At 59.5% G+C, this 25,475-nt stretch carries 14 protein-coding genes; 11 read left to right on the top strand and 3 right to left on the bottom strand.

What is annotated here, in order from left to right:
* The first annotated feature begins 876 nt into the window (after positions 1-876).
* The 4 genes from A6A04_RS12140 to A6A04_RS12125 are packed head-to-tail and all read left to right on the top strand — an operon-like array spanning position 877 to position 7,863.
* A complete protein-coding gene (locus A6A04_RS12140; RefSeq protein ID WP_068493245.1) occupies positions 877-2,160 on the top strand; it encodes an NHLP bacteriocin system secretion protein in 1,284 nt (427 codons plus the stop codon).
* Positions 2,157-4,361, top strand: coding sequence for an NHLP family bacteriocin export ABC transporter peptidase/permease/ATPase subunit (locus A6A04_RS12135; RefSeq protein WP_068493243.1), 2,205 nt, complete (start codon positions 2,157-2,159; stop codon positions 4,359-4,361). Before A6A04_RS12140 ends, A6A04_RS12135 begins: the two co-directional genes overlap by 4 nt.
* Positions 4,361-7,303, top strand: a complete 2,943-nt coding sequence (locus A6A04_RS12130; protein WP_068493241.1) for an NHLP bacteriocin export ABC transporter permease/ATPase subunit — start codon at positions 4,361-4,363, stop codon at positions 7,301-7,303. The genes A6A04_RS12135 and A6A04_RS12130 overlap by 1 nt, the downstream gene beginning before the upstream one ends.
* A 20-nt stretch (positions 7,304-7,323) precedes the next feature.
* Positions 7,324-7,863 (top strand): cyclic nucleotide-binding domain-containing protein, encoded by a 540-nt coding sequence (locus A6A04_RS12125; protein WP_068493240.1) that lies wholly within the window; start codon positions 7,324-7,326, stop codon positions 7,861-7,863.
* A 255-nt stretch (positions 7,864-8,118) separates the two neighbouring features.
* Here the strand turns inward: A6A04_RS12125 and A6A04_RS22350 are convergent, their stop codons facing one another.
* Positions 8,119-10,542 (bottom strand): hypothetical protein, encoded by a 2,424-nt coding sequence (locus tag A6A04_RS22350; RefSeq protein ID WP_156612582.1) that lies wholly within the window; start codon positions 10,540-10,542, stop codon positions 8,119-8,121.
* A 1,153-nt stretch (positions 10,543-11,695) separates the two neighbouring features.
* Here A6A04_RS22350 and A6A04_RS12115 point away from each other — a divergent pair.
* Positions 11,696-12,493, top strand: coding sequence for a sulfite exporter TauE/SafE family protein (locus A6A04_RS12115; protein WP_322096818.1), 798 nt, complete (start codon positions 11,696-11,698; stop codon positions 12,491-12,493).
* A gap of 582 nt (positions 12,494-13,075) precedes the next feature.
* Here the strand turns inward: A6A04_RS12115 and A6A04_RS12110 are convergent.
* Together A6A04_RS12110 and A6A04_RS12105 are read right to left on the bottom strand one after the other, a co-directional pair.
* The gene (locus A6A04_RS12110) at positions 13,076-13,297 is read right to left on the bottom strand and encodes a hypothetical protein (protein ID WP_041041972.1); all 222 of its coding nucleotides are present in this window, start codon (positions 13,295-13,297) and stop codon (positions 13,076-13,078) included.
* Positions 13,298-13,719: 422 nt separating this feature from the next.
* Positions 13,720-14,916, bottom strand: a complete 1,197-nt coding sequence (locus A6A04_RS12105) for a GGDEF domain-containing protein (protein WP_068493236.1) — start codon at positions 14,914-14,916, stop codon at positions 13,720-13,722.
* A gap of 303 nt (positions 14,917-15,219) precedes the next feature.
* On the opposite strand from A6A04_RS12105, the gene A6A04_RS12100 reads away from it, so the two are divergent.
* The 6 genes from A6A04_RS12100 (at position 15,220) to A6A04_RS12075 (ending at position 24,835) form a co-directional block, all read left to right on the top strand.
* A complete protein-coding gene (locus tag A6A04_RS12100) occupies positions 15,220-15,615 on the top strand; it encodes a bacteriohemerythrin (protein WP_068493234.1) in 396 nt (131 codons plus the stop codon).
* Positions 15,616-15,812: 197 nt separating this feature from the next.
* The gene (locus tag A6A04_RS12095; RefSeq protein WP_068493231.1) at positions 15,813-16,199 is read left to right on the top strand and encodes a phasin family protein; all 387 of its coding nucleotides are present in this window, start codon (positions 15,813-15,815) and stop codon (positions 16,197-16,199) included.
* A gap of 585 nt (positions 16,200-16,784) precedes the next feature.
* Positions 16,785-20,675: an EAL domain-containing protein gene (locus A6A04_RS12090; RefSeq protein ID WP_172822765.1), complete on the top strand. Its 3,891-nt coding sequence runs from the start codon at positions 16,785-16,787 to the stop codon at positions 20,673-20,675.
* An 80-nt stretch (positions 20,676-20,755) separates the two neighbouring features.
* Positions 20,756-21,286, top strand: coding sequence for a biliverdin-producing heme oxygenase (locus A6A04_RS12085; protein WP_156612581.1), 531 nt, complete (start codon positions 20,756-20,758; stop codon positions 21,284-21,286).
* The gene (locus A6A04_RS12080; protein ID WP_068493225.1) at positions 21,283-24,432 is read left to right on the top strand and encodes an ATP-binding protein; all 3,150 of its coding nucleotides are present in this window, start codon (positions 21,283-21,285) and stop codon (positions 24,430-24,432) included. Before A6A04_RS12085 ends, A6A04_RS12080 begins: the two co-directional genes overlap by 4 nt.
* Before the next feature lie 13 nt (positions 24,433-24,445).
* Entirely contained in the window at positions 24,446-24,835 is a 390-nt protein-coding gene (locus A6A04_RS12075; protein WP_068493223.1) for a response regulator, read from the top strand.
* The last annotated feature ends 640 nt before the right edge of the window (positions 24,836-25,475 follow it).

Genomic DNA, 25,475 nt, shown 5'->3' with positions numbered 1-25,475 from the left:
CTCCGTCGCCCCTGGCCAGGCAACATCAACCATGCTTCACTAACATTCGATCTGGAGCCGCCATTGGGGGCCGGTCAGTAACATAGGGCATCGGTTGCGACGTTTAGTCGACCTTCTGTCCCACAAATTTCGGCCAGAAAATGATTCTGGCAGTCAGCTTGCGCTGGCGCGCGGACTGGGAAACAGGTGAGCGGGTGGGCCAAATCCGCGGATTTGGCCCACCGATTTGGACAGCAATTGTGGCGCCTTGCGCCAGGCTGAAAATCAGCGGGCAGAGCCCGAAATTGAAGAGCAGGATTGAGGCGGGTGATGCCCCATACATTCGCGGATAAGCGCTCTCTGGGCTTACGCTCCAGCAACATCCGGGGAAGGATCTACAGCTGTAATTACCACCACCCAACGACCGCTGATAGGGGCGGTGCGGCCATCCACCCCACCGCGCCCAACCGGCCCTTCGTGACCCGACTCAGACATTCGCCAGACATAAGGCTCCTAGGGTTTGGTCGCCATGTTGGGAACACCACCGGGCGGCGGCGCTACTTCAATGAAATTGGCGGCGTCCATAGGTACGCGTTGCTGCGGAGCGTCTACGGATCCTCCTGCTACCAGTGCCAGGTCAGTGTCAGAAATCTTGCCGCCCAGAACTGATCCTTTCGATTTACTTGTTATCTCAAGTTCCTCCCAACATAAGGCGAATCATAGATTCTATTTATTCAATCGCCGGAACAGCCAGTTCTAACCCTGGGTAGAGTTCCGTGCGTTAACATAATCTCGATCTTGCGCATAATGGCATAACCTGTAAGCATGCCCTCACAATGGAGCGTCTTTTCACAAAACAATTTTGCTAACTTATTGATTTCCTTGTGGGGCTTGGGCATGTCGACCAATCAGACTATCTTTCGTCAGGTAGCGCTGGAGCGGCTTTCCACGCCGGAACAACTGGATCAGGTCATGCGGGTGACCTCGCCGCTGTCCTGGCTGATGGCGGGCTCGGTCGCCGTACTCATAGTTACGGCGATCATCTGGAGCTTGCTGGCCACCATTCCGGTCAAGGTCGGCGCCCAGGGAATCCTCATCAGTCCCGGCGGCGTTCTGACCGTCTCGTCCGAGCATGGCGGCAGGATCACCGAAATGCTGGTGCGGTTGGGCCAGCGGGTTTCGGCGGGACAATTGGTGGCCCGGCTGGAACAGCCCGAATTGCGCCAGGACCTGGATACGGCCAATGCCGAACTGGGGGAATTGCGGCGCCAGCGCCAGCAGATCATCGAGTTCCAGGGCCGCGATAACAAGGTGCAGTTGTCTCTGCTGTCCCAGAAAAAGAAGGACACCCAGGAGACACTGCGCCACCTGGGTGACCGCATCCACTGGCTCAGTGAGCGCGAACGTAACGAGGCAGGGCTGCTGGCCAAGCAGTACATCGACCGCAACCGCTACATCAATACCAAGATCGAGCTGAACGCCGCCATCGAGGCCCGCTCCAAGGCCGCCAACGAACTGAAGCAGGTGGAGCGCGATGAAACCACCCTGTCCATCGGCAAGGAGCGCGAGTTGCTGGACAAGGAGATGCTGATCGGTGCCGCAACCCGCAAGATCGAAGCTCTGGAGGAGCGTCTGGCCCGGCAATCGTCGGTGATCAGCCCCTATTCCGGCGATATCGTCGAGTTCAAGGTCAACCAGGGCGAGGTGGTGGAGAAGGGCAAGGCGCTGTTCAGCCTGCTGCCCGCCCGCAGCGAAGGCGCCGCCAAGGCCAAGGGCGGCGATCTCATCGCCGTGGTCTACGTCAATCCCAACGATGGTAAGAAGGTACGGCTGGGCATGCCGGTGCAGGTGGCTCCCAGCACGGTCAAGCGCGAGGAATACGGCTTCATCATGGGCCATGTGAAGGAGGTGGCTGAAATCCCCTCTACATCCGAGGGCATGATGCGCATCCTGAAGAACCAGCAATTGGTGACATCGCTGTCGGGCGGCGGCGCTCCCTTCGAGGTGGTGGTGGAACTGCAACGCGACCCGGCCACCCCCACCGGCTTCAAGTGGTCGTCGTCGCGCGGCCCCGAGGCCGAAATCAACACCAGCACCCTGATCGATTCGACCATCACGGTGCGCAGCGTCCACCTCATCAGCCTCGCTATTCCGCCGCTGGAGGCCCTGCTGGACCGATGAACGCCAAGCTGCAACAGGCGCTGAACTGCGTGCGCCGTCTATGGCGGAAGGAAGAGGGAATACGTGTCCGCACCCCGACAATCCTGCAGATGGAGGTGGTTGAATGCGGCGCTGCCTGCTTGGCCATGGTGCTGGGCTATCATGGGCGTTTCGTGCCCCTGGAGGAACTGCGCTATGCCTGCGGCGTGACGCGCGACGGGTCCAAGGCCAGCAACATCGTCAAGGCTGCGCGCAATTTCGGGCTGAAGGGCAAGGGCTTCAAGATGGAGCCCGAGTCATTGCGCAAGCTTCCCCTGCCCCTGGTGGTGTTCTGGAACTTCAACCATTTCATCGTGGTTGAGGGATTCGGCGAAGGACGCGTCTTTCTCAACGATCCTGCAACCGGCCCCCGGGTGGTATCCGATATCGAGTTTGATGAAAGCTTCACCGGTGTCGTCCTGGCCTTCGAGCCCGGCCCGGATTTCGTCACCGGCGGCAGCCGCCCCGGCGCTGTGGGCAGCCTAAAGTCCCGGCTCCCGGGCGTGCGCACTGCGATGCTCTACATCATTCTGGTCAGCCTGGGCCTGTCGATACCATCGCTGCTGATGCCCTCCTTCTCGCGGGTGTTCATCGACTATTACCTGATCCAAAAACTGGAAAGCTGGTTGTGGCCGCTGCTGGGCGCCATGGTGGCAACGGCGTTGCTGCGCATGGCGATCACCTGGATCCAGCAAGAGCATCTGCTGAAGCTGCAGACCAAATTATCCGTGGAGGGCTCATCCAAGTTTATGTGGCATGTGCTGCGCTTGCCGGTTGGCTTTTTCGCCCAACGCTTCGGCGGCGAGATCGGCATCCGCGTGCAGATGAACGACCGGGTGGCCCAGCTGATCTCCGGCGATCTGGCCACGGCACTGCTCAACATGCTGACCATGGTGATCTTCGCGCTTCTGATGTTCCAGTACAGCATCGTGCTGACCCTTCTGGGCATCGCCTTTGCCGTTGGCAATTTGGCGGCCCTGGCCCTGGTGTCGCGGCGCCTGTCCGACGCCAACCAGAAGCTGATTCTCGACCGCGGCAAACTGACCGGCATCACCACCCAGAACATCAGTATCATCGACAGCTTCAAGGCGGCTGGCATGGAAGGCTTGTTCTTCTCGCGTATCGCCGCCTACCACGCCAAGGTGGTGACCGCCGAACAGGAACTGGGCCGCGCCCGGCTATTCTTGTCCACGGTTCCGTTGCTGCTGGGCGGCATCGGTTCGGCGGCCATTCTGACCGTGGGCGGCATGGAGGTGATGGACGGCGCCCTGTCCATCGGCATGCTAATTGCCTTCCAGATGCTGATGACCAATTTCCAGGCGCCGGTGCAAAGCCTGGTGGCCCTGGGCGGGAGCCTGCAGGAGGCCGAGGGCAACATCAACCGCCTGGACGACGTTTTGCGCCACCACCGCGACGCGGAATTCGACCGCAATACGGAAAACGACGCCATGGCTGGCGCGACGCGCCTGTCTGGGCGCATTGAAATCCGTGACCTGGTGTTCGGCTTCTCGCCCCTAGATCCACCGCTGATCGAGGGCTTCTCGCTGACCCTTGAGCCCGGCTCTCGCCTAGCCCTGGTCGGCGGGTCTGGGTCTGGCAAATCCACCGTGGGCAAGCTGTTATCGGGGCTTTACCAGCCGTGGTCGGGCGACATCATGTTCGACGGTCGGCGCCCCCAGGACATTCCTCGCGACATCTTCCGCTCCTCGGTGGCCATCGTCGATCAGGACATCGCCTTGTTCGAGGGCTCCATTCGCGACAACCTTTCGCTTTGGGACGAAACCATCCCAGACGAGCGCCTGGTGCGGGCCGCCAAGGATGCGGCTATCCACGACGTTATCGCTGCCCGCCCCAAAGGCTACGATTCCCATGTCTCGGAGGGTGGGCGTAACTTTTCGGGCGGGCAGCGGCAAAGGGTTGAGATCGCCCGCGCACTGGCCGCCCTGCCGTCCATCCTGATCCTCGACGAGGCATCCAGCGCGCTGGATGCCTCCACCGAGTTGGAGGTGGTGGAGAATCTGCGCCGCAGGGGCTGCACCTGCATCATCATCGCCCACCGCCTGTCCACCATCCGCGATTGCGATGAGGTCCTGGTTCTCGAGCGGGGACGGATCGTCCAGCGCGGCAGCCATGACCAGATGATCGCTATTGAGGGCCCCTACAAGAGACTGATCGAGAGTTGATGGAAGTGACCGTCACACCGTCCGCACGCTCGACCTGGGAGGACGCCATGGTGATCCTGGCGGCCCTGGGGCGGCGTGAGCCATTGCCCTGCAACGGCATGCTGCCACTGACCCTGGATACCCGGCTGTGGCTGGTGGAGACGGGAACCGTCGATGTGTTCGCGGTCGAGAAGGGGGGCGGTGAACGTCTGGGGCGGCGGCATCATCTGCACACGGTGACCGGGCCCGGATTGTTGGCCGGATTTGGCCAAGCCAAAGCACAGCCCAATGTGGAGATCCTGGCGGTCAGCCGGGGTGCGACGGCAACCGTGCTGGACGGCCGCGCCCTTGGCGCCGCGCCGGCCTCGGCGGGAACGCAGATTCCACTTGCATGGCTTCTGGATCGTTGGGTCGAAGGCATGGGAACGGGATTGGTGCGCAATTTCGCCCCACGCTCGGCCCACCCCCTTCCCCTGACCGCCGGGGGCAGCGTCATTCCGCCGGAAGGCTCGGTGGTGACCGGGCACAAGGGGGTGACATGGGCCCATTTGACGGCGGGACGTGGGCGCTACATGGGAATTGCCGATCTGGCGTCTGACGGGCTCTCCATGATCCCCCTGTCGCCAGAAACCTGGCTGGCTCCCGCCGGCGACATGGCCGTCACCGGCTATGGCAGCCCCGGCCTGCTGACCATGGCGAACTGGTGGCACCACATCCAGTGCTTCCATGACGCCTACTTGCTTTGTCTCGACCTCAGCCTCGACAACCAGCGCAAGATGGAAGGCTGGAGACTGGAGAAGCGGGCGGGAAAGATTGCCGACGCCCTGAGCGCCACCTTTGGTCGCTTCGTCCGGCTGGTGAGGGACTTCCCGGAGTCCGCCGGTGGCGAGGGGCCGGTCAATGCCCTCGCGGTGGCCTGCGCCATCGCCTGCCGCCCGCTCGGCATCACCATCGAGCAATCGCCGCAATTGATCCGCCGCCGGGGCGACGACCGGCCGCTGACGGTGGAAGAGGTGACGCGGTCCGCCCGTATCCGGGCCCGGCAGGTGGCCTTGCGCGGCGAGTGGTGGCGCCAGGATTTGGGACCGCTGGTGGCCTTCGCCGACGAAGATGGCCGACCGCTGGCGGTGGTTCCCAACCCCAAGGGCGGCTATCGCCTACACGACCCCGCTCGCGCAGCCGAGGGCGAGCTTGACGTGGCCACCGCCGAATCCCTGGCCCCTATGGCATGGACCTTCTATGCCCCGCTGCCAGACGGCCCGCTTGCGGCCATGGACCTGCTGCGCCTCGGCTTCCGCCACCAGAAGCGCGACATCGCTGTGGCGCTGATCGCCGGCGCCCTGGGCGGCTTCATGGGAATGATGCTGCCCATCGCCACCTCGTCGGTGTTCCAGACCATCATTCCCGGCCACCATACCAGCCAGCTGGTCCAGGTGGGGCTTGCCCTGGTCATGGCGGCGGCGGCCAGCACTATTTTCAAGATTACCGGCGACGTAGCCCTGCTGCGTATGGAAGGCCGCATCGCTGGCCATCTCCAGGCAGGGATCATCGACCGCCTGCTGCGACTGCCGTCCAGCTTTTTTTCAGCCTATTCCACCGGCGATCTGGCCCAGCGAACGCTGACCGTGGAGATGGTGCGCAAGGCCATGACGGGCCTTGTCCTGTCGTCTTTCCTGGCAGGAATCTTCTCCATCTTCAGTCTGGGGCTGCTGTTCTACTACCAGCCCATGACGGCGCTGGTGGCGCTGCTGCTGCTGCTGCTCATGCTGGCCTTCTCCGTCTGGGTCGGCGCTCGGCAATTGGCGACCCTGTTCGAAGGCGAGGCATTGTCGGGCAATATCATCAGCCTGGTGCTGCAACTGATTTCCAGCATCCAGAAGCTGAGGGTTGCCGGTGCCGAGGACCGGGCCTTCGTGCTGTGGGGGAGGAACTTCGCCGAGCTTCGCACCCGTACCGCCAAGAGCCGCCGGATCGCTAATCTGCACGCCACCGTGATGGCCGGTTGGGACATCCTCTCCCTAGCCATGGTCTTCCTGGTGGTCAGCATGGCGGCTGGGAGCAATCTGGAAACCGGACAATTCCTGGCCTTTGTCGCAGCCTTCACCATGTTCATGGGATCGCTGACCCAGGTATCTCGGGCGGTAATCCAGTGCTTCAACGTGAAGCCGATGATCGACCGCACCAAACCGTTGCTGGACGCTGTGCCGGAAGTGGATGCCTCCAAGGAAGATCCTGGGCGACTGTCCGGCGATATCGAGGTCAACAACGTCTATTTCCGCTACGACCACGAAAGCCCCAGGGTGCTCAACGGCCTGACCCTGCAAGTGCGCCCCGGCGAGTTCATCGCCCTGGTGGGGCCGTCGGGCTGTGGCAAGTCCACTTTGATGAAACTACTGCTGGGCTTCGAGCGGCCCGAGGCCGGCGGCATCTTCCTGGATGGCCATGACCTGCGCACCCTGGATGTCCAGGCTGTGCGCCGCCAGGTGGGCGTCGTGCTGCAATCGGGCCGGGTCATGCCCGGCTCCATCTACGAGAATATCAAGGGCGCCGCCGACGCCACTGTTGACGATTTCTGGGAGGCGGCCCGCATGGCCGGGCTGGAAGACGACATCCGTGCCATGCCCATGGGTATGCACACCATGCTGACCGAAGGCTCCGCCGCCCTTTCTGGCGGACAGGTGCAGCGCATGCTGATCGCCCGCGCCGTGGTATCCAAGCCGCGCCTATTGCTGTTCGACGAGGCGACCAGCGCCCTGGATAACCGCACCCAGGCTATCGTCACACAAAGCCTGTCCAAGCTGTCGGTGACCCGCATCGCCATCGCCCACCGCCTCAGCACGGTGAAGGATGCTGATCGCATCTATGTGCTGAAGGACGGAAGGGTGATCGAGGTCGGCAACTACGATGAACTGATGGCGAAGAACGGATTATTCAGTGAACTGGCGCGGCGCCAGCTGACCTGAAACACGAGGGGAGAAGCGTCATGCGCAAGGTGCTGTTCATCCTGGGCCAACTCAGCGACGAGGACGTGGAATGGCTATCCAAGACCGGTAGTCGTGATCGGGTCCCCGCAGGCAAGGTGCTGATCGAGGAAGGCCGCTCCATCGATTCCATGTTCATCCTGCTGGACGGCAAGATGACCGTATCGCTTAAGGGGATCGGCAACGTGGCTACCCTGTCCTCGGGCGAGATCATGGGCGAAATGTCGCTGGTGGATTCAAGGCCGCCATCGGCCTCCATCACCGCCGAGAGTGACTGCCTAGTGCTGCGGATTCCTCGGGCAACCCTTACCGCCAGGCTGGAGAGCGATGTCGGCTTCGCGGCCCGCTTCTACAAGGCCATTGCAACCTTTCTGTCCGACCGCCTGCGGGGCACAGTCCAGCGCCTGGGCTATGGCGATACCGGCGCCAGCCTAGATGAAGACACCGAGCTCAATTGCGAACTGGACCTTAACGTCCTCGACAATGTCCACTTGGCGGGAGCCCGGTTCGAGCGGATGCTGAAGACACTGCTTGGAAAATAAAAGGGCATTTCCAAACGCGGCTGATGCCACTGAGACGCAATCATGCCCCAGGAGCATCGGCCGGGCTCACCCTCGGTTTTGGACGCTTGACCTCACGCCTCGCTTTGGCCGCCTTGGCACGAGTGATCACCGCCTTGGCAGCAGTCATCTGTCGCATTGCTTCGGCACGAGCTTTGGCTACCAAGGTGGCGATGGCTGACTGATCGTTAGACATTTTGTCCTCTCTCGGAATTCAGGAGCAATCACATTTCAAGGTCAGTACTGGACCACGCTTCCATCAGCAGTAGTCAAAACGGTCGTGCCGTCGGCACTCCACACGCAGGTGGAGCCATCGGCATAGGTGACACGGCCAGACCCGTCAGAAAAGTATTCGCCGTTGCTACCGTCAGAGTTAACCCAACTGCCATTACCGAGGCTGTCCCACTGGCTCGACGAGCCGTCGGCGGAGTTCCATGCTCCAGAACCATCGGAATTCCAGATCCCGCTAGAACCATCTGCACCGGTCCACGAGCCCGATCCGTCGGAATTATGCTGTTCTACCGAACCATCGGGCCATGTTGTGGTTCCAGAGCCATCGGAATTATAGGACTCCGTTGTACCGTCGGCATTGGTCCAAGACGAGGTTCCTTCCTCGCTCCAAGTATCGGTTGAACCATCCGGGTTATCGAAACTGCAAGATACAAGGCTATCTTGCGAGACCTGCGGGTCGCCGGAAGCCTGAGTAAACGTTGTGTTACCCTGTCCGTCCCAGGTATAGGTCGAGCCATCGGTATAATTGGCGAAGCCCGATCCGTCAGCAAAGTACTCGCCGTGGCTGCCATCGTTGCCAGTCCACTCGCCACTGCCATCGGCGCGCCAAGTTGAAGTCGAGCCATCGGACCCAATCCATTGGCCGTTGCCCAGGCTGTCCCAGGTGTAGCTTGAGCCATCGGCATAGGTTGCCTGCCCGGTACCATCGGCATAACTCTCTCCATGGCTGCCATCGATCGATGTCCAGCCGCTGGAGCCGTCGGAAGCCGACCAACTCGATGAACCGTCCGCGTTCCAGGCATAAGTGGAGCCGTCGGCCATAACCGTGAAACTGGAGCCATCCGCGTGATACTCGCCATGGCTGCCATCGGCAGTTGCCCAATTGCCATTGCCCAGGCCGTCCCATTGGCTCGTAGAGCCGTCCGCCCCGGCCCACGAACCCGAGCCGTCGGCATTCCACTGGCTGTTCGAGCCGTCGACACCCGTCCATGATCCAGAGCCGTCAGAGTTATGAACTTCGACCGAGCCGTCAGGCCAAACCGTCGTTCCCGAACCGTCGGAATTATAGGTATCCGTGGTTCCGTCGCCAGCCGTCGTCGAGGACGACCCATCGGAATTCCAGGTATCCGTCGAACCATCTGAATTATCGAAGGTCCCGGTGGAAAAGCTGTCCTTGGCCGCTGGCGGTGCATCGGGTGCCGGCGTGAAAGTCGAGTTGCCCTGACCGTCCCAAATGTAGGATGAGCCATCCGCATATTCGGCGTGGCCGGACCCGTCTGCAAAATACACTCCATGGTTGCCGTTGGCCTCGGTCCACTCGCCGCTTCCATCCGCCCGCCAGCTTGATGTCGCGCCGTCGGCACCGGCCCATTGGCCGTTGCCCTGCCCATCCCAACTGGCGGTGCTGCCGTCAGAATTAGCCAGCAACCCGGACCCGTCGGAATCGGCAATCGACGTTGATCCATTGGCGTAGATCGCACAACTGCTACCGTCGGGTTGAACGAATATAGCATTGCCAGCGCTATCGACGTTGAATGCGGAACCGTCCGAATAGCTGGTAGCGGTTGAGCCGTCGGGATAGGTCTCCTTGTATGTTTCAGCGACACCATCCGGCCTGACGATACCTAGGTTGCCATTGCTGTCGAAGTTGATTGTCGTCCCATCACTCAGATGTGACGAGCCTGAGCCATTCGCATTGATCTCCAGCCCATTTCCGTCCCCATCCCACGTCGCCTGCCCCCAGGTTCCCTCGTACCTGCCCGATCCATCTGGATTTTCAACCCTGACAGAGCCATCCGGTTGCCGTTCAAAGCTGTACCCGTCGGGCCGGGACTCGTAGTATCTCCCGTCCGTGGTCTGGAGTATCTGCGATCCGTCCGCATGCCGCTCCGCGAAGGAACCATCGACCTGAACTTCGCGGCTGTAGCCGTCGGCTCTGGTTTCGAAGTAGTAGCCATCGACTCGGGACTCAACTTTTGTCCCATCTTCGGTGGTCAGTTCATAAGATCCATCGGGATGATCGAATCGGTAATTGCCCTGCCCATCCCAGGTAGACTGGCCGTTGGCCCCCTCGTAGGTGCCTGAACCGTCGGGATTTTGGATACGTACAGAGCCGTCCGGCTGCCGCTCGCAAGAATATCCGTCGGGCCTGGACTCGAAGTAGCTCCCACCTGCTGTCTGGATGATCAGCGTTCCGTCAGCGTGCCGCTCCTCGAACGAGCCATCGGTCTGAACCTCACGTTCGTATCCGTCGGCACGAGTTTCGTGAAAATAGCCATCGGCGCGAGACTCGATATTGGTACCGTTGGCCGACCAGGACTTGAATGACCCGTCCTCCCAGTCCTGTCTTCCGTTGCCTTGGCTATCCCATGTCGCAGTGGTTCCGTCGCCCGTGAACGTCCCTGATCCATCGGGATTAACGACGCGCAATCCGTCATTGCTAATGGGGGGAGGCTGGGGAGTGTCAGGTATTGTGGGAGCAGGGGGCGCCAGCAGGCACGTTACGTCTTCAGTGCTCGGGTCGGAGGGGGCCGCGCCCACACCGCCGTTGACTGAGGATAATTCATCATCTGACAACTCACGGGCATTCCCGCCGCAGTGTTCCAGAGAAGCCTTCCCAGTAGTCATGGCAACCCCAATCCCGTTGCAGTCCGACACGTTCTAGAACGAACCTCAGGTAGATATTAACATCAAGAACAGCAACTAGACTGTATCAAGCTATCGACATATTCGGAAGGGCGCGCGGCGTGAATTTTAAGTCGCTCTCCTCCCGTATTGGTTATCAACCCACCTTTACGACCTCCCAAAGCACCGCCTCCACTGAGGATGATCAGAGCGATTGAGATTGCGGGAATTTCACGCCTAATCTGGATCCCAGTCGTAATCGACGTGCGCTGATACAGTAACGGGCTTGCTTGGCCACACTGATCAATTGCTGACCACAGCCATGAGCACGGCAAGGTTGGTGGTCGAGGGCTCCGCTGTGCCGCCAACCAAAACTCAGATTGGTGCCCTTGACCATGCTCTCGTCCGCGCATAGTCAAAGGACATGCCCAGGCACCTCTATGACTAAACTGAGTCGCTAGGCTGGGGGCAAGCGTCCGCTCCTGGCACCCAAGGGCCGCAGAGGCCCTTCGCCGTGAACGACGGGTGTCTGGGGTGAGAGCGGTCAGACGTAGCGCCGGGGCCAATCGGCTGGGCCTGACCCACAAGAGCCAGACCTCATGATGTCGGCAATGACCGGCTGAACCCGGCTGGCGTATTCGTCTGCCAACGCCATCGCAAAACAGGCTGGGATCGCGCCGCAGGAGACCACAAAGGTCGAAGTGGCGATCATGCTGCGATGGCAGCCTCCATCACGTCATTCCGCCTTACGGTTGGGCCGAAATTTGGCTATTCTGGCGTCAATCAGGGGCGGATAGACCGCCCATATGGGAAATGTCGGCTAAGATAGTTGAAAAATCCAGGTCCTTCAATGGGAAGGCCTAAGACACAAAGCATACTATAAATAGGTATATATAAATTACTTAACAAAACATGTGTTCATCTAGTGTGAAATAACAAATTGATTCAGGAATGCCCCGTGCTTGAGCTGCTGAGTGACATGAATCCCCTTTATTCCCTATCCGGCCTGGGTGTCGGCATCCTGGTCGGCATGACAGGTGTCGGCGGCGGATCGTTGATGACGCCGTTGCTGATCCTGGCTTTCGGCTTCCATCCCGCCACGGCGGTCGGCACCGACCTGCTGTATGCCGCCGCGACCAAAAGCGGCGGCACCGTCGTGCATGGCATGAACCGCAATGTCGATTGGCGTCTGGCCGGATGGCTGGCGTTGGGCAGCGTGCCGGCGACGGCGGCCACGCTGGGCCTGCTTTTCTCGATGGGGGTGACCGGCAAGGCGGCCGGCGGCATCATGTCGGCGGCTTTGGGCGTGGCCTTGATGCTGACCGCCCTGACCATCGTCTTTCGCGCCCGCCTGCTGCGCTGGGCCGAAAGTCGGCCGCAACGGCTGTCGTCGGGTGCCACCATCCGTAATACGGTTCTGCTGGGAGCGGCGATGGGGCTGCTGGTTTCGGTGTCGTCGGTCGGGGCTGGCGCCATCGGGGTGACTGCCCTGCTGTTGCTCTATCCGACCTTGCCGACCGCCCGTATCGTCGGCACAGATATCGCCCATGCGGTGCCGCTGACCCTGGTGGCCGGAATTGGTCATTGGGCACTGGGCTCGGTCGATTGGATGCTTCTGGCGTCACTGCTGGTCGGCTCGCTGCCCGGCATCGCCATCGGCTCGGCCCTGGCGGTTCGGGTGCCCGAAACCGTGCTGCGGCCGCTACTGGCCACGGTGCTGGCGGTGATCGGCGGAAAATTGCTTCTTTCCGCCTGATCGTCGGTATTACTCGGCGGCGTCGCCCTTCAGGCGTTCGATACGGGCGCCGCAGGCGGCCAGCTTTTCCTCTACCCGCTCATAGCCGCGATCCAGGTGATAGACGTTAAACCAACTCCACCGCCTGCCGCTTCATCTCGTCATTCACGTGGATATAGGCCTGCGTGACTGCGATGGAGCGGTGGCCAGGATGCACATTGCAGAAGTTGTATCCGCTCATCTCGTCAAACCGCTCACGCCCAAACAGTCACGTAACCTTTGCCCGCAGGGTTAGTCGACTCCTCGGGTGAAAATCACCTAAACAGCAGCCACAGCGCAACGGCAATGAGCCCCAAAGCAGGGAAGGCAAAGGCAACGATCTGGTGACGTGTTCGGCGCTGCTTCTCGCGGAGAAGGTTTGACCGCCGTTGGGACTGGCGCCAGGACAGTCGGAGGGGCTTTTCATCCATCTGGCGAACCGGTGCACCAGCGCCAAGCCGCAAAGACCCCAATCGATATAACAGCCGTCAGCTGTTGCTCGCGGCGGCGCATGGTAGGCGAAAGGGTTGGGCGAGGTGGCAGGATGGTCATGCCGCGTCAGCTCTAGGTCGCATTGCTTTCCATCATCAGAACCGTGACGCCCTTTGCCTTGAAACGCTCTAGCAATTCGACCATGGACATTTCCATCTTTTCGTCCCGCTGCGCATCTGGCGGCATCCGCACTGAGATGCCATGCTCACCCAACAGCTTGGCAAACGCAGCCTCGAGCGTGGTCTTCCCCGAGTGTTCACGAGCCGTGAAAGTCACAATCACCGCGTTGTTCAACTTCGCTCCTCCGAATGGCTGTTCCACATGATATCGATGCCACCATACCAAAAGCCCCCACCTTGCGGCAGGGGCGTTCAGCAAGCCAGGTCAGACGGTGACCTGATACGTCACCCAATCCCATACCAGTCAGCCAGCAATGCGAGATCGACGCCCAGCCTGTCGGCCAGCAGCGCCACCGCGGCGTCGTGCCGCTTAAGGACGGCCTGATCATCCCGGTGGATATAACCGCCTGAGATCGCTAGGACGGCCAGGGGGGGATTCGGCCTAGCCCGCATGAAAGGCCCCGTAGCTTGATTAAAGCAGGGCTCACCCGCGGGTTCCAATGGATGCTTACGGTATAGCTGCCGTTATCTGAGCGGCGGCTTTCGAAGGTTCAGCTGTCATCCTTCACGACAAGGCCATTCGGCTGGATTTGACCCTCAACGGTCTGTCGAAGACTGCGGGGCACCATGTGGCGTTAAGTTAGGAATGATCACCTCGTCCGCCCCCATGATGCCACGGGCCTTGCCGCTCATCTTGGCTTGATACATGCGGGCGTCAGCCAGCTCAATCAGTGCAGGCCAGTCTTGGGCGCTATCAGCGATGCGTTCGGCGACACCGATGCTCGCTGTGACTGGTTGGCCGTCCGGGCGGGTGCCTAGCCACTCATTCACGATGCGCTGGATGGCGATCCGCTGGCCTTCGGCGTTGGCACTACCGAGGATCACCACGAACTCCTCGCCGCCCCAGCGGATGATGACGTCCGAATTGCGTAGCAGCCGGGTAAGGTTGGTGACCGCATTCTTGAGCACCCAGTCCCCAGCCTCATGACCATGGGCATCGTTCACGCTCTTGAAGTTATCAAGATCGATGAAGGCCACGGCAAATGGAGCGCCCCGCTGGCATGACAGTCGGAACTGCGTGTCGATGATCTCGTTGCCGCTGTGGCGGGTGAAGACATTGGTGAGCGGATCGTGGCTGGCACGCTGGAGTAGGCTGATCATGTAGTGGAGCTGGATCATGCTCTCCAGCAGATAGACTCCCAAGATCATGCCCAGCACCCACATGGTGGATAGCTGAGCCACCCAGTCGATCCCGTTAGCCAGAATCGGGCCGAGCGTCGCCGCTAAAATCACAGGCAGTGCGTATGCCAGACCTTCGACCACGGTCAGGGGCATCACCCCCAGACCGGCGACGATGATGATCGGCAGGGCGGAATAGAGGCGCGCATCGATTGCGGCGGCATCATCAAGCGGCAGTCCCGACAGCGAAAACTGAGCCGCCAGAAAAAGAGCCAACGGCAACGCCAAAAGCCCCCCCAGCAATGACAAGGCCCGCTTCAGCGTCACTCCGCGATGGGCAGCGACGGCGAGTACGATGAACACGAGCGAAGCGACCAACCTCATTCCGGCCAGCCAGCCCCAGCTTGGCCAAGGCAACACCAATCGGTCGAGGGCGATCCATGCCACGGTCAGAAGGGAGAAGGCACCGGCGACTATTCGTATGCGTGAGGCAATGGTCTCGGCGCGATGGCGCGTCAGGTAAGGAGGATGGTCAGATGAAATGATCAATTGCCTGACACGGGCGAATCCGATGTCGCGGATTATTGAGGAAGGGCGCTGCTGGATATTGATCATCCGAGCAGCCTACGCGAGCCACGTATTACGATCAATGGAGTGGCAAGGAGAAAAATTCGAGGGCGAAGGCTAACCGCGCTGCTAAGTTCGCGACGTTGCAGGGCCAACGCAATTGAGTCGTCAACGGGTGCTTCTCCCGAATGGCGGTTGCCGGGACCATACCGGTCACCTATCTTCGACCGCGAGAAATCCATGTGTGCCTCGGGGGACCCTTGAACAGATTTGGCGGGCTCATCCACATTGCGAGGAACAATTTTCCTCAGCCCTTGCGGATACATTCATCTGAAATCTTGGAGGAATCTGATGGATAAGCTGGGATGGAGCGACAAATTATCCACGGGTTTCGTTGAGATCGACGACGATCATAAAACCCTCTTTGACTATCTCCATGCCCTAGAGTCGGCCGTTTTGGGCCATAAGGGTCACGAAATGGCTAAGGGCATCCTTGGTGGTTTGCGCGATTACGCCCAATACCACTTTGACCGCGAGGAAGCGATATTCACCAAGCATCAGGGATACGCGCTCGCGGCTTTTCATATGGAACAGCACCGCCAGTTCGCGGTGCAGATGGCGAATTTCGAGGAGCAGCTTTCCACAGAAATCGATGTTTCGGCTGAAATGGTGGCCTATCTCTCCAAATGGCTGGTTCGTCACATTATGACCGAGGACAAGGCGTTCTTCGACGACTACTCGGCATAGATAGACCGAGGCCAGTGCGAGCCAGTTCCCTGAAAATTAGCGGTTTCAGAGGTTCCGGGGGGTGAGCATTCATGCAAAATACCGCACCGCAACATAATCCTTGCGCCCCATTAAGAGGGCCGGTATAAAGGCTTCATGTTGCAGCGCAGCAATCGGTCGCCGATTGACTGCCCCACCCGATCTAAGGAGCATGCATTATGGCTACCGCCACCATCGAACAGTTCAGCACCGCTGCCAAGGCTAATGTCGAGAAGTTGACCATTGTCGCCAAGGACAATGCCGAGGCCCTGACCAAGAGCGGCAACGTCGCCCTGGCCGGTTTCGAGAAGCTGTCCAAGGCCTATCAGGATCTTGCGAACCGCAACGTCGCCAAGTTCAATGATGCGGTCAAGGCACTGTCCTCGGTCAAGTCGCCGGTTGAGTTCGTTGAACTGCAGGCCAAGCTGGTGAAGGAAGGCTTCGATGCCGCCGTCGCCGATAGCCGCGCCATCGCCGAACTGACCACCTCCGTCTTTACCGCCGCTTTCGAGCCGGTCAAGAAGCAGGCCGAAGCGGTCCAGGCGATCGTGACGAAGGCCGCCTAATCTCTGATTAAAGCCACCGTTGCAAAGGGCCGCTTCCCGAAAGGGAGGTGGCCTTTTCATTTTTCAATGACTTCCTCGAGGCAATTCCCAGCAACGATGGCGCCGAAAGCCCGGACACGGCACAACTGGGCCGTAGCGGTCGTTTTCACCGAATGGCGGGTGTCTGGCGTAGAGCGGTCAGACGCGGCGCCGGAACCCTCAAAACATCAATGTTTGCCATGAATCAGATCGGCCGCTATCTGGGAAGCCCTCCGTGAGTCAGGTTCACCGGGACTTGGTATAACGCGCACTTCCATGTAATATTATTTCAATATTTTCAGGCTGGCTGAGTTTTTCAACACAATCGACCCAATACCGTCACACAGCACATATTCGTAGGACAACCAGCGTCCCCATGTGAACAATGATAATCGCGACGGGTCGCTTTCCCACTTGAGATCGACGCAAGAGATCGTGGAATTTTTTTATAAACGTTGATGTGCCTCAATGTGGCGAAGCTGCGGACTAATGCAAAAGTATATCCTGAATGCGCCGAACAGCTGAATGAGGCGTGGGAGGGGGAGAGATATGCCTCAAGGGCTTCCTTTGATCGAGTTTCAGCAGGCTCTTCGGTTCTGCGAGAGCGAGCAGATCCAACGCCCTGGGGCGATCCAGCCTCTCGGTGTGCTGCTGGCCCTAGATGATGCGTTGGTGGTTCGCCACGCCAGCTGCAACGTCTTTTCGATGTTCGGCCAGACTGCCGAAGGGGTGTTGGGGCGTCCTTTCGCCGACCTTGTCGGGACCCGTCAGGCAGAAGGGGTACGCGAACTGATCGGCCTGGAGGATTGGCGGCGGACGGCCATCACCTCGTTCACCCTGGAACAGGGGGGGCTACAGACCGTCCGCGACGCGCAAGTTTCACGTCACCAGGATTTTTGGCTGGTTGAGATCGAGTGGGATAGTCATCCCGGCGAGGATCTGTTTCATAACTTGTTCATCCCCATCCGCGACGCGCTATGGCTGCTGGATTCCGAGAGCGATCTGCTCCGCTACACTCAGCAGGTCGTGCATCAGGTGCGCCTTCTCACCGGCTATGACCGGGTTATGATGTACCAGTTTGATACCAACTGGGACGGTGTGGTGATAGCCGAAAGCAAGGTTGACGGGGTCGATTCCTATCTTGGCAACCGCTTTCCCGCCTCGGATATTCCCGCACAGGCTCGCGATCTCTATACGCGCAATCTGGTACGCCTGATCGCCGACGTCGATTCAGAACCCGTTGCTGTCGAGCCCATGCTGATCCCCGCCACCGGTGAACCGCTGGACATGACCTACTCGGCGTTGCGCGCCCTGTCGCCGGTGCACCTCGAGTACCTGCGCAATATGCAGGTGCGCGCCACCCTGACCATTTCCCTTATTCAAAATTCTCGGCTGTGGGGGCTGATCGCCTGCCACCACACCACGCCGAAATACATTCCACTGCGGGTGCGAGAACTCGATGAGTTCATCGGCAATACGGTGTCTCTCAAGTTATCCAATCTCGAGCACGCTGATAAGGCGCACTTTCTCGATAATATCCGCCGTCTTCTCGACAATCTGATGGAAGAGATCCGGGACAAGCGCAATGTTCCCGCTGTTCTCGACCATTACCAACGGGACTTGCTGAGCCTAGTCCGAGCCAGCGGCGCCATCATTGTCGTCGAAGGCCAGCGTTTCCATTTCGGGGAGACGCCCTCCAACGATCAGATGGGCTGCCTCGAAGGCTGGCTCAAAACACAGCCCCCGGCAGCGGTGTTCCACACCAACACCTTGTCTATGGAATATCCTCTGGCAGGTGGGTTCGGCAGTGGCATCAATGGCCTGATGATGGCCCCTCTCAACCACCACCTCGACAGTTACATCATCTGGTTCCGCCCCGGCATCCTGCGCACCATCAAGTGGGCGGGCAACCCCGACAAGTCGGTTCGTCGCGAGAATGGACATCTGCGAATCTCTCCTCGTGATTCCTTCAAGACCTGGATCGAGACGGTAAAGGACAACGCGCAACCGTGGTCTCCCGTCGAGGTTGATGCCGCCAAGGCCCTATCGCTGTCGATGATCGAGGTTCTGACCCACCGGGCGCTGGAAAGCAGCGAAGAGAACTACCGGCGCCTCGCCGAGTATTCCACCGACATGATTGCCCAGATCGATCACTCAGGTGCGTTCTCTTACGTGTCGCCAGCCAGCGAGGCGTTGTTGGGTTACTCCCCGGACCGGATGGTGGGGCGTTCGATCGATAGCTTCATATTCGCCGAAGACCAAGCCACCCTGCGCCGGACCTTAGCCCGGCTCGACAACGGCGGTCCCGCAGGCACCGTCCTGCTCCGCATGCATAACATCAATGGTGGCGCTGTGTGGATGGAGTGCACCCTCAAGCCCATGCGGGCTCGGGACGGGATGCAGTCAGTGGTGATTAACGCCCGTGATGTTACTCAGCGCCACTCCTATCAGTTGGCCATTGAGGACTTGCATCGGCGCAACACCAAACTTCTCGACGCGGCCACTGAAGGGCTGATCGGCGTCGGCAAGGACATGCGCATCACTTTCGCCAATGACCGTGCCGGCCAGATTCTCTGCTGTTTGCCTTCGGCCCTGTCCGGGACGCCGTTGCGCAACCATATCGGTGACCATCCGCTATTGGGCACCCTGGAGCGGGGCGAAGCACTGCATAACAACACCGATCATTTCATCCGGTCTGATGGTCGCTCAATAAGCGTCCGCGCCGTCTGCACTCCGACGCCTGACGGCGGCCTCTTGGTTTTCAGCGAGAATATCGGTTCGCAGGTGTCGGACGACCACCTGAGGACCACGACAACGGTGTTCGAGCAAACCAATGAAGCGGTGATGGTCACCGACCGTAACAGCTGCATCATCACGGTCAACCGCGCCTTTACGCGCGCCACCGGCTTCACTGCGGAGGAAGTGCTGGGCCAGACCCCAAAGATCCTCAAATCTGGTGTGCACACCCCCCATTTCTACGAGTCCCTTTGGACGGCTCTGAACGAAAAGCAGTATTGGGCCGGTGAGATTTGGAACCGACGCAAGAATGGTGAAATCTATCCGCAATGGGGCTCGATCACCGCGATCGTCGACGATGCCGGCGAGGTACTGAATTACGTCGCGGTGTTTTCCGACGTCTCTAAGGCCAAACAGGCTGAAGAGCGGCTGTTTTTCTTAGCCAACCATGACACCCTGACCAGCCTGCCCAACCGCACCCGCTTCATCGAGCATCTGAGTAATGCCATCGACCGTGCGCGCCGGAATCGCGAACGGCTGGCAATCGCCTTCATCGACCTCGATCGCTTCAAGATTGTTAACGACACACTCGGACACACGGCGGGAGACCAATATTTGAAGGTGGTTGCCAGTCGGATTTCCGCAGTTTCGCGGCAGCAGGAAATGCTGGCGCGCTGGGGCGGTGACGAATTCGTTCTGTTGCTGGAGCAGGTTGGCGATCACAGCGCGGTGGCCGAGGCTATTCAGCGCATGCTGACCTGCATTTCCCAGCCAGTGGACATTGACGGCCATGAACTGACGCCCACAGTTAGCGTCGGCATCAGCTTGTTCCCTGACGATGCCGACAATGTCAGCGATCTCGTCAAGGCGGCCGATACTGCCATGTACCGGACCAAGGAGCGGGGTCGGAACGGTTTCGAATTCTTCACTCAGGGACTGTCCGACGACATCCAACGCAAGTTTGAGATCGTCACTGAATTGCGCCGTGCCCTGCGCGACGACCAGTTGGTGTTGCATTACCAGCCGCAATTTGATGCTACCAGCGGTTTGACGGTTGGGGTGGAGGCGCTAGTGCGCTGGGATCATCCCGAGCGCGGGTTACTATTTCCAGTCGACTTCATCCCCTTGGCCGAAGATCTTGGGCTGATTGGCGAGGTGGGTGAGTGGGTTCTCGGCGAGGCTTGCCGGCAGATGGCCGAATGGGTCCAAACCGGTGTGCAGGTGCCACGGGTCGCCGTCAACGTCGCTCCCGCTCAGTTGAAGTCCAACCTGCCTGAACTCGTGCGGCGGAAGCTGGCCGAGTTCTCCCTGTCTCCCTGCCATCTGGAACTGGAGATCACCGAGGGGGCTCTTGAACGCGGGCAACAGGTTCTGCCCATTCTGGTGGAACTGCGCGAATTGGGAGTGGCGCTGTCGATTGACGATTTCGGTACCGGCTATTCGTCACTGGCCCATCTCAAGAACTTTCCCATCACGACCCTCAAGATCGACAAAAGCTTCATCGATGGGGTCCCAGCCAACAGCCAAGACATCGCTATCATTACAGCCATACTGGCTCTGGGAGGCAGCTTGGCTCTAGAGGTCGTGGCGGAAGGGGTCGAGACCATGGAACAGTTCGACTTTCTACGCACCATGGGCAAAGTGTGTATTCAGGGCTTCGTCCATTCCCGGCCGGTTGCTGCCAATCGAATCTCGCAGGCCCTGGCCCAATCCAAGAAATGATGCCTCCGATGGATCCCTGGACGCGACTTCGGACTGCTACTCGACCGGCCCACGAGGCAATGGAGCGCATACCGGCTCTCGTGCGCCTGTTCGCAAAAGATTACCGCCGTGATGAGCTGATAACGCTGTTTGGCTGCCTGCTGGCCATCCATGAGCCGCTTGAAGCGGCGCTGGCCGGAACTCCCGAGGCTATGGCAATCGGCTATCGTTCCCGCACGCCGCTATTGGTCAACGGCCTCGCCACGCTGGGTGGTCAGAGGGGCTCATCCCCCCCTGTGCTCGTGCCAACCTATTCATCGTCGGCCTCGCGTATCGGCGGCCTCTACGTACTCGAAGGATCGATCCTCGGAGGCCAAGTCATCCGGAGACAGTTGGAGGCTCATTTCGGTAACGCCATCCGAGATGCACTCGACTTCTACAGCCCCTATGGTGAGGACGTCGGGGGGCAATGGATCCGGTTCCGGACAGCTCTTGCACAGATTACTGCAGATGAAGCTGCCGGGCGTGAGGCCGAATTGGCCGCCATCGCCACTTTCTCCGCCATCGGTTTGCAGCTTGCCTGTCTTGACACCATGGACACAACGTACAGACATTCCGGGAGTGGTTCATGACGTTGTTGGATGTCGAGCGGTCTGATCGCTGCGAGCAGGAAGCCATCCATGCGCCGGGGCAGATCCAGCCCCATAGCGCGTTGTTGTGTTTGCGCTTCGCCGATTTGAGAATTCTAGCGGCCAGCACCAATTTCACCGCCCTAACCGGCTGGCATGCCACGGCAGGCATGGCGTTGAAAGAGTGTCTGCCGGACTGGGTTTGCGCCCACATTCGCCGCTGGGTGGCGGAGGACCGGCTTGAGGCAGCCCACCTCTCTCTATCCCTTCCCTCTGCCTTGCTGCCGCCGTTCGGGGCGCGAGTGGATGTTCATCGCCAAGGGGATCTGATGTTCTTCGAGGTCGAACCCATGCTGACGGAGGACGTCTTCGGCGAGGGCATTCAGGCCGAGGACATTCTTGCCTTCGTTCAACGTGTCACCACCGAGATCCGTAATGCGACCAACATGGAAACACTGGCGAAACTAGTTGCCAGCGGCGTCCGCCGGATTAGCGGCATGGAGCGGGTCTTAGTCTATCGTTTCGACCATGAGGGCCATGGCGAGGTCGTTGGCGAGAGTAAGGTGGCTGACTGGAGCGAGGAGTTTCTCGGATTCCATTTTCCAGCCGCCGATATTCCCCGTCAGGCCCGCGCCCTCTATTTGGTGGCGCCGACCCGCCTGACACCAGACCGAGATTATGTCCCTGTCGATGTGGTTCCAGCAGAGGACAGCGAAACTGGTCGGCCCTTCGACCTCAGCCGCTGTCACTGCCGCAGCCTTTCCCCCATCCACCGAGCCTACCAGAAGAATCTTGGGGTCAACGGGTCGATGGCGGTGTCGGTCATCGACGAAGGGCATCTCTGGGGACTGATCGTTGGCCATCACCGTGCATCACATCGTCTGCCCGTCTGGGTCCGTCCATTAGTTGATGTGCTGACCGACGCCTTCAGCATGCGTCTGCGCGCCACCGAAACCTTGGATGAGAAGGAGGCTCGTGCCAGTCATGTGGCGTTGCACGCCAAAATGCTGGAGCAGATCGCAGGTGCGGACAATTTCGTTACACCGCTGTTGGATGGGGCGATTAAGCTCACCGACATGTTCTTCGCCTCAAGCGGTGCGGCGGTGATCTATGAGGATGACCACAACGTCCCACTGGAGATCAGAGCCGTCGGCGAAGCCCCTCCAGCGGATGCCATCGCTCGCCTCTCACAGTATTGCCGGGACAAGGCGGTTGATGGGGTCTTTGCCAGCCAAAGCATTTCGTTAGAATTCGAAGAGTTCGCCGCCTACACCGCGAGCGCCAGCGGCGTCTTGGCCATTGCGGTGGGCGATGTCAGCCAGAACATGATCCTATGGTTCCGCCCGGAACAGGTTCTGGTCAAGGTATGGGCCGGGGCGTCACCCACCGACGTCATTCGCGAGAAACAGTCCGGCAATTTTTCTCCTCGTGAGTCCTTCGCCCGCTGGGTTACCGAGCAGCGTGGCCATTCGCGGCCATGGCCGCAATGGAAGATCGACATCGCTCGCTCGCTCCGCACCGCGCTGAATGATGTGATCCTGCGGCAATTGCGGACCATTCGTGCGCTCAACACCCAACTGGCAGAAAGTTCGGAAGCTAAATCACGTTTTCTAGCCAATATGAGCCACGAAATCCGCACACCGATGAACGGCATCATCGGGATGACCCACCTAGCCCTTGACGGTGAACTGGCCCCACGTCAACGCAGCCAGATTGAGGCGATACAAAGCTCGGCGCAGCGGCTGATGGGGATTATCAACGATATCCTCGATTTCTCGAAGATCGAGGCAGGACAGCTTGTCATCGAACAGGGCGTGTTCGACCTTCCGCGTCTGATCGACGACACCGTGGCTGTTGTCGCGGATCGGGCCAAGAAGAAGGGGCTGAAGATCTTCGTCCAGATCGAGCGCGCGGTGCCGCGCTGCCTTATCGGCGATGCGCTGCGACTGGGCCAGATGCTGCTCAACTACGTTACAAACGCAGTCAAGTTCACTGAAGCCGGGCGGATCACCATCAGCGTTGAGGCGGAAGAAGAAAACGCCGAGGGCCTTGTGCTACGGGTGTCTGTGATCGACACTGGTATCGGCTTGACGCTTGAGCAGCAGGATCGGCTTTTCCAATCGTTCCAGCAGGCCGACAGTTCGACCACACGCCGCTTCGGCGGCACAGGTCTCGGCCTTGCCATCACCAAGCAATTGGCCTCCTTGATGGGCGGTGCGGTCGGGGTTACCAGCGCCCTTGGTCAGGGCAGCACATTCTGGTTCACGGTGCGGGTCGAGGCGACCGACGAGGAGGCCGAAGCACTGCCAGAGGCCAGCCCACCTGGTGGCCCGCTTGTCTCTGACCACGCCATCCTTTGCGGGGCAAGGGTGCTGCTGGTAGAGGATGATGCGACCAATCAAATGGTGGCCAAGGGCCTGCTGGAGGCGGCCGGTATGGAGGTTGACATCGCCGGAAATGGGGCTGCCGCCATTCGCATGATCGAGGATAACCCTGGATACGAAATCGTTCTAATGGACATGCAGATGCCAGTGATGGACGGCGTGGAGACAACGATCAAACTTCGGGCGCAGTCCCGCTTCGACGAGCTTCCCATTGTCGCCATGACCGCCAATGCCATGGGACAGCACCGAACACGCTGCCGCGATGCCGGGATGAACGATTTCATCGCAAAGCCGTTTGATCCCGGCCAGCTTTACGCTGTCATCGAGAAATGGGTGTCTGGGCTCGGCGACGGTGAGATCGCCAACACACTGGCTAACCGCGAATTGGTGGGCGAAAATCTGTATCTCCCGGCTTCTATTACTGGTCTTGACGTGCGGGCTGGGTTACGACGGATGGCGGGGCTTCGCGAGTTGTATTTCCGCTCTCTGCGCCGTTTTGACGAAGATCAGACCAATGTGATCGAACGGCTGCGTCACTCCCTGGGTAATGGTGATCGGGATGGTGTCCGCCTCTTATCCCATAGCTTGAAAGGCGCAGCCGCGATGATCGATGCTGGAGAGGTCCGCGACATCGCAGCCGCGATCGAAGAGGCAATAGATGGCGAAGAAACCGGAGGAATTGGCGAGATGATTGACCGCCTAGAAGCCACGCTGATGCCTACGCTCGAAGCCATTCGTGCCGTCGTCGATAGCAAACAACACTGAAGGGGGCCGCGATATGGCGTTAAAACGTGCGGTGATCGTCGAGGATAACCCGCAGATCAGGGACCTGGTCCACATGGTGCTGACCAGCATTGGGATTAGCGACGTAACCGAGGCGGGTAATGGCGAGGAAGCGTTGACTGCGCTAAAGGAAGGTGGTGCTGACATTGTCATTATGGATTGGAAAATGGACGTGATGGACGGGCTCGAATGCACTTCCCGCATAAGGGCTGGCGTCGATGGTGTTGATCCCAGGCTACCAATCATCCTGTTGACCGCCATGGGGGGCAAGGACTCCGAGACCGCCGCCTACGCCGCTGGGGTCGATCATTTCATGGTGAAGCCCTTCTCCATAAAGAGCCTGCATGCCAGCGTGACCAAGGTTCTTGGCAGTCGGACGACGTGAATTAGGGTGAACTCAGCCCTGGTTCTAGCGACAAATGATAACGGGCCTGATTTTTTCGACCGTCCGGTCATGGCACACATGGGCCTTAGCAGACCTTCGTCCTGAGCGGCGGTTGACGGAGGCATAGCAGTCAGATCCCACAGTCGGCACCATCGACGCATTGCCCAAATTCGCCCCCCTATTGACGAGCGTAAAAAATTCGGGACAGTGCAAAAAAAATTTCCCCCTGAGAATTAAATTGTGAGATGCTGTTTTTGTCATAGCAAAAGCGGCGCCTAAAATTTACTTTGCCGCTTAATTGCTAGTTTTCGATCAACTTGGTACCGAGCCGCTCGCCTTAGAGTGGGAAGTTACACCAAGACTAGCGCACGAAAACAGACAACACCCGCGCAGCGAGGATAACGCGCAGGTTTCACATCGTGAAATCTGTTTGTTGTTGTTGTAAATTGCGGAGTGTATTATGGGATTCTCATCTGGTAAAAACAGTTACGATAAAGTCATTAATGCGGATACTGTAGCCAATTTTCGGGATGAATTTATGTCACGAAAACAGCTGACCCTCCCCCCGTGAATGGCTCCAGGTTGAATGTAATAATTCAACTGACCATGAAGGGGACATTCCATGCCGAAGAAGAGACAT

The sequence above is a fragment of the Paramagnetospirillum marisnigri genome (assembly GCF_001650715.1).
In the GTDB taxonomy this organism is placed as follows: domain Bacteria; phylum Pseudomonadota; class Alphaproteobacteria; order Rhodospirillales; family Magnetospirillaceae; genus Phaeospirillum; species Phaeospirillum marisnigri.
The sequence above is the reverse complement of the archived record's forward strand: the minus strand, read 5'-3'. Positions and strand labels throughout refer to the sequence as shown.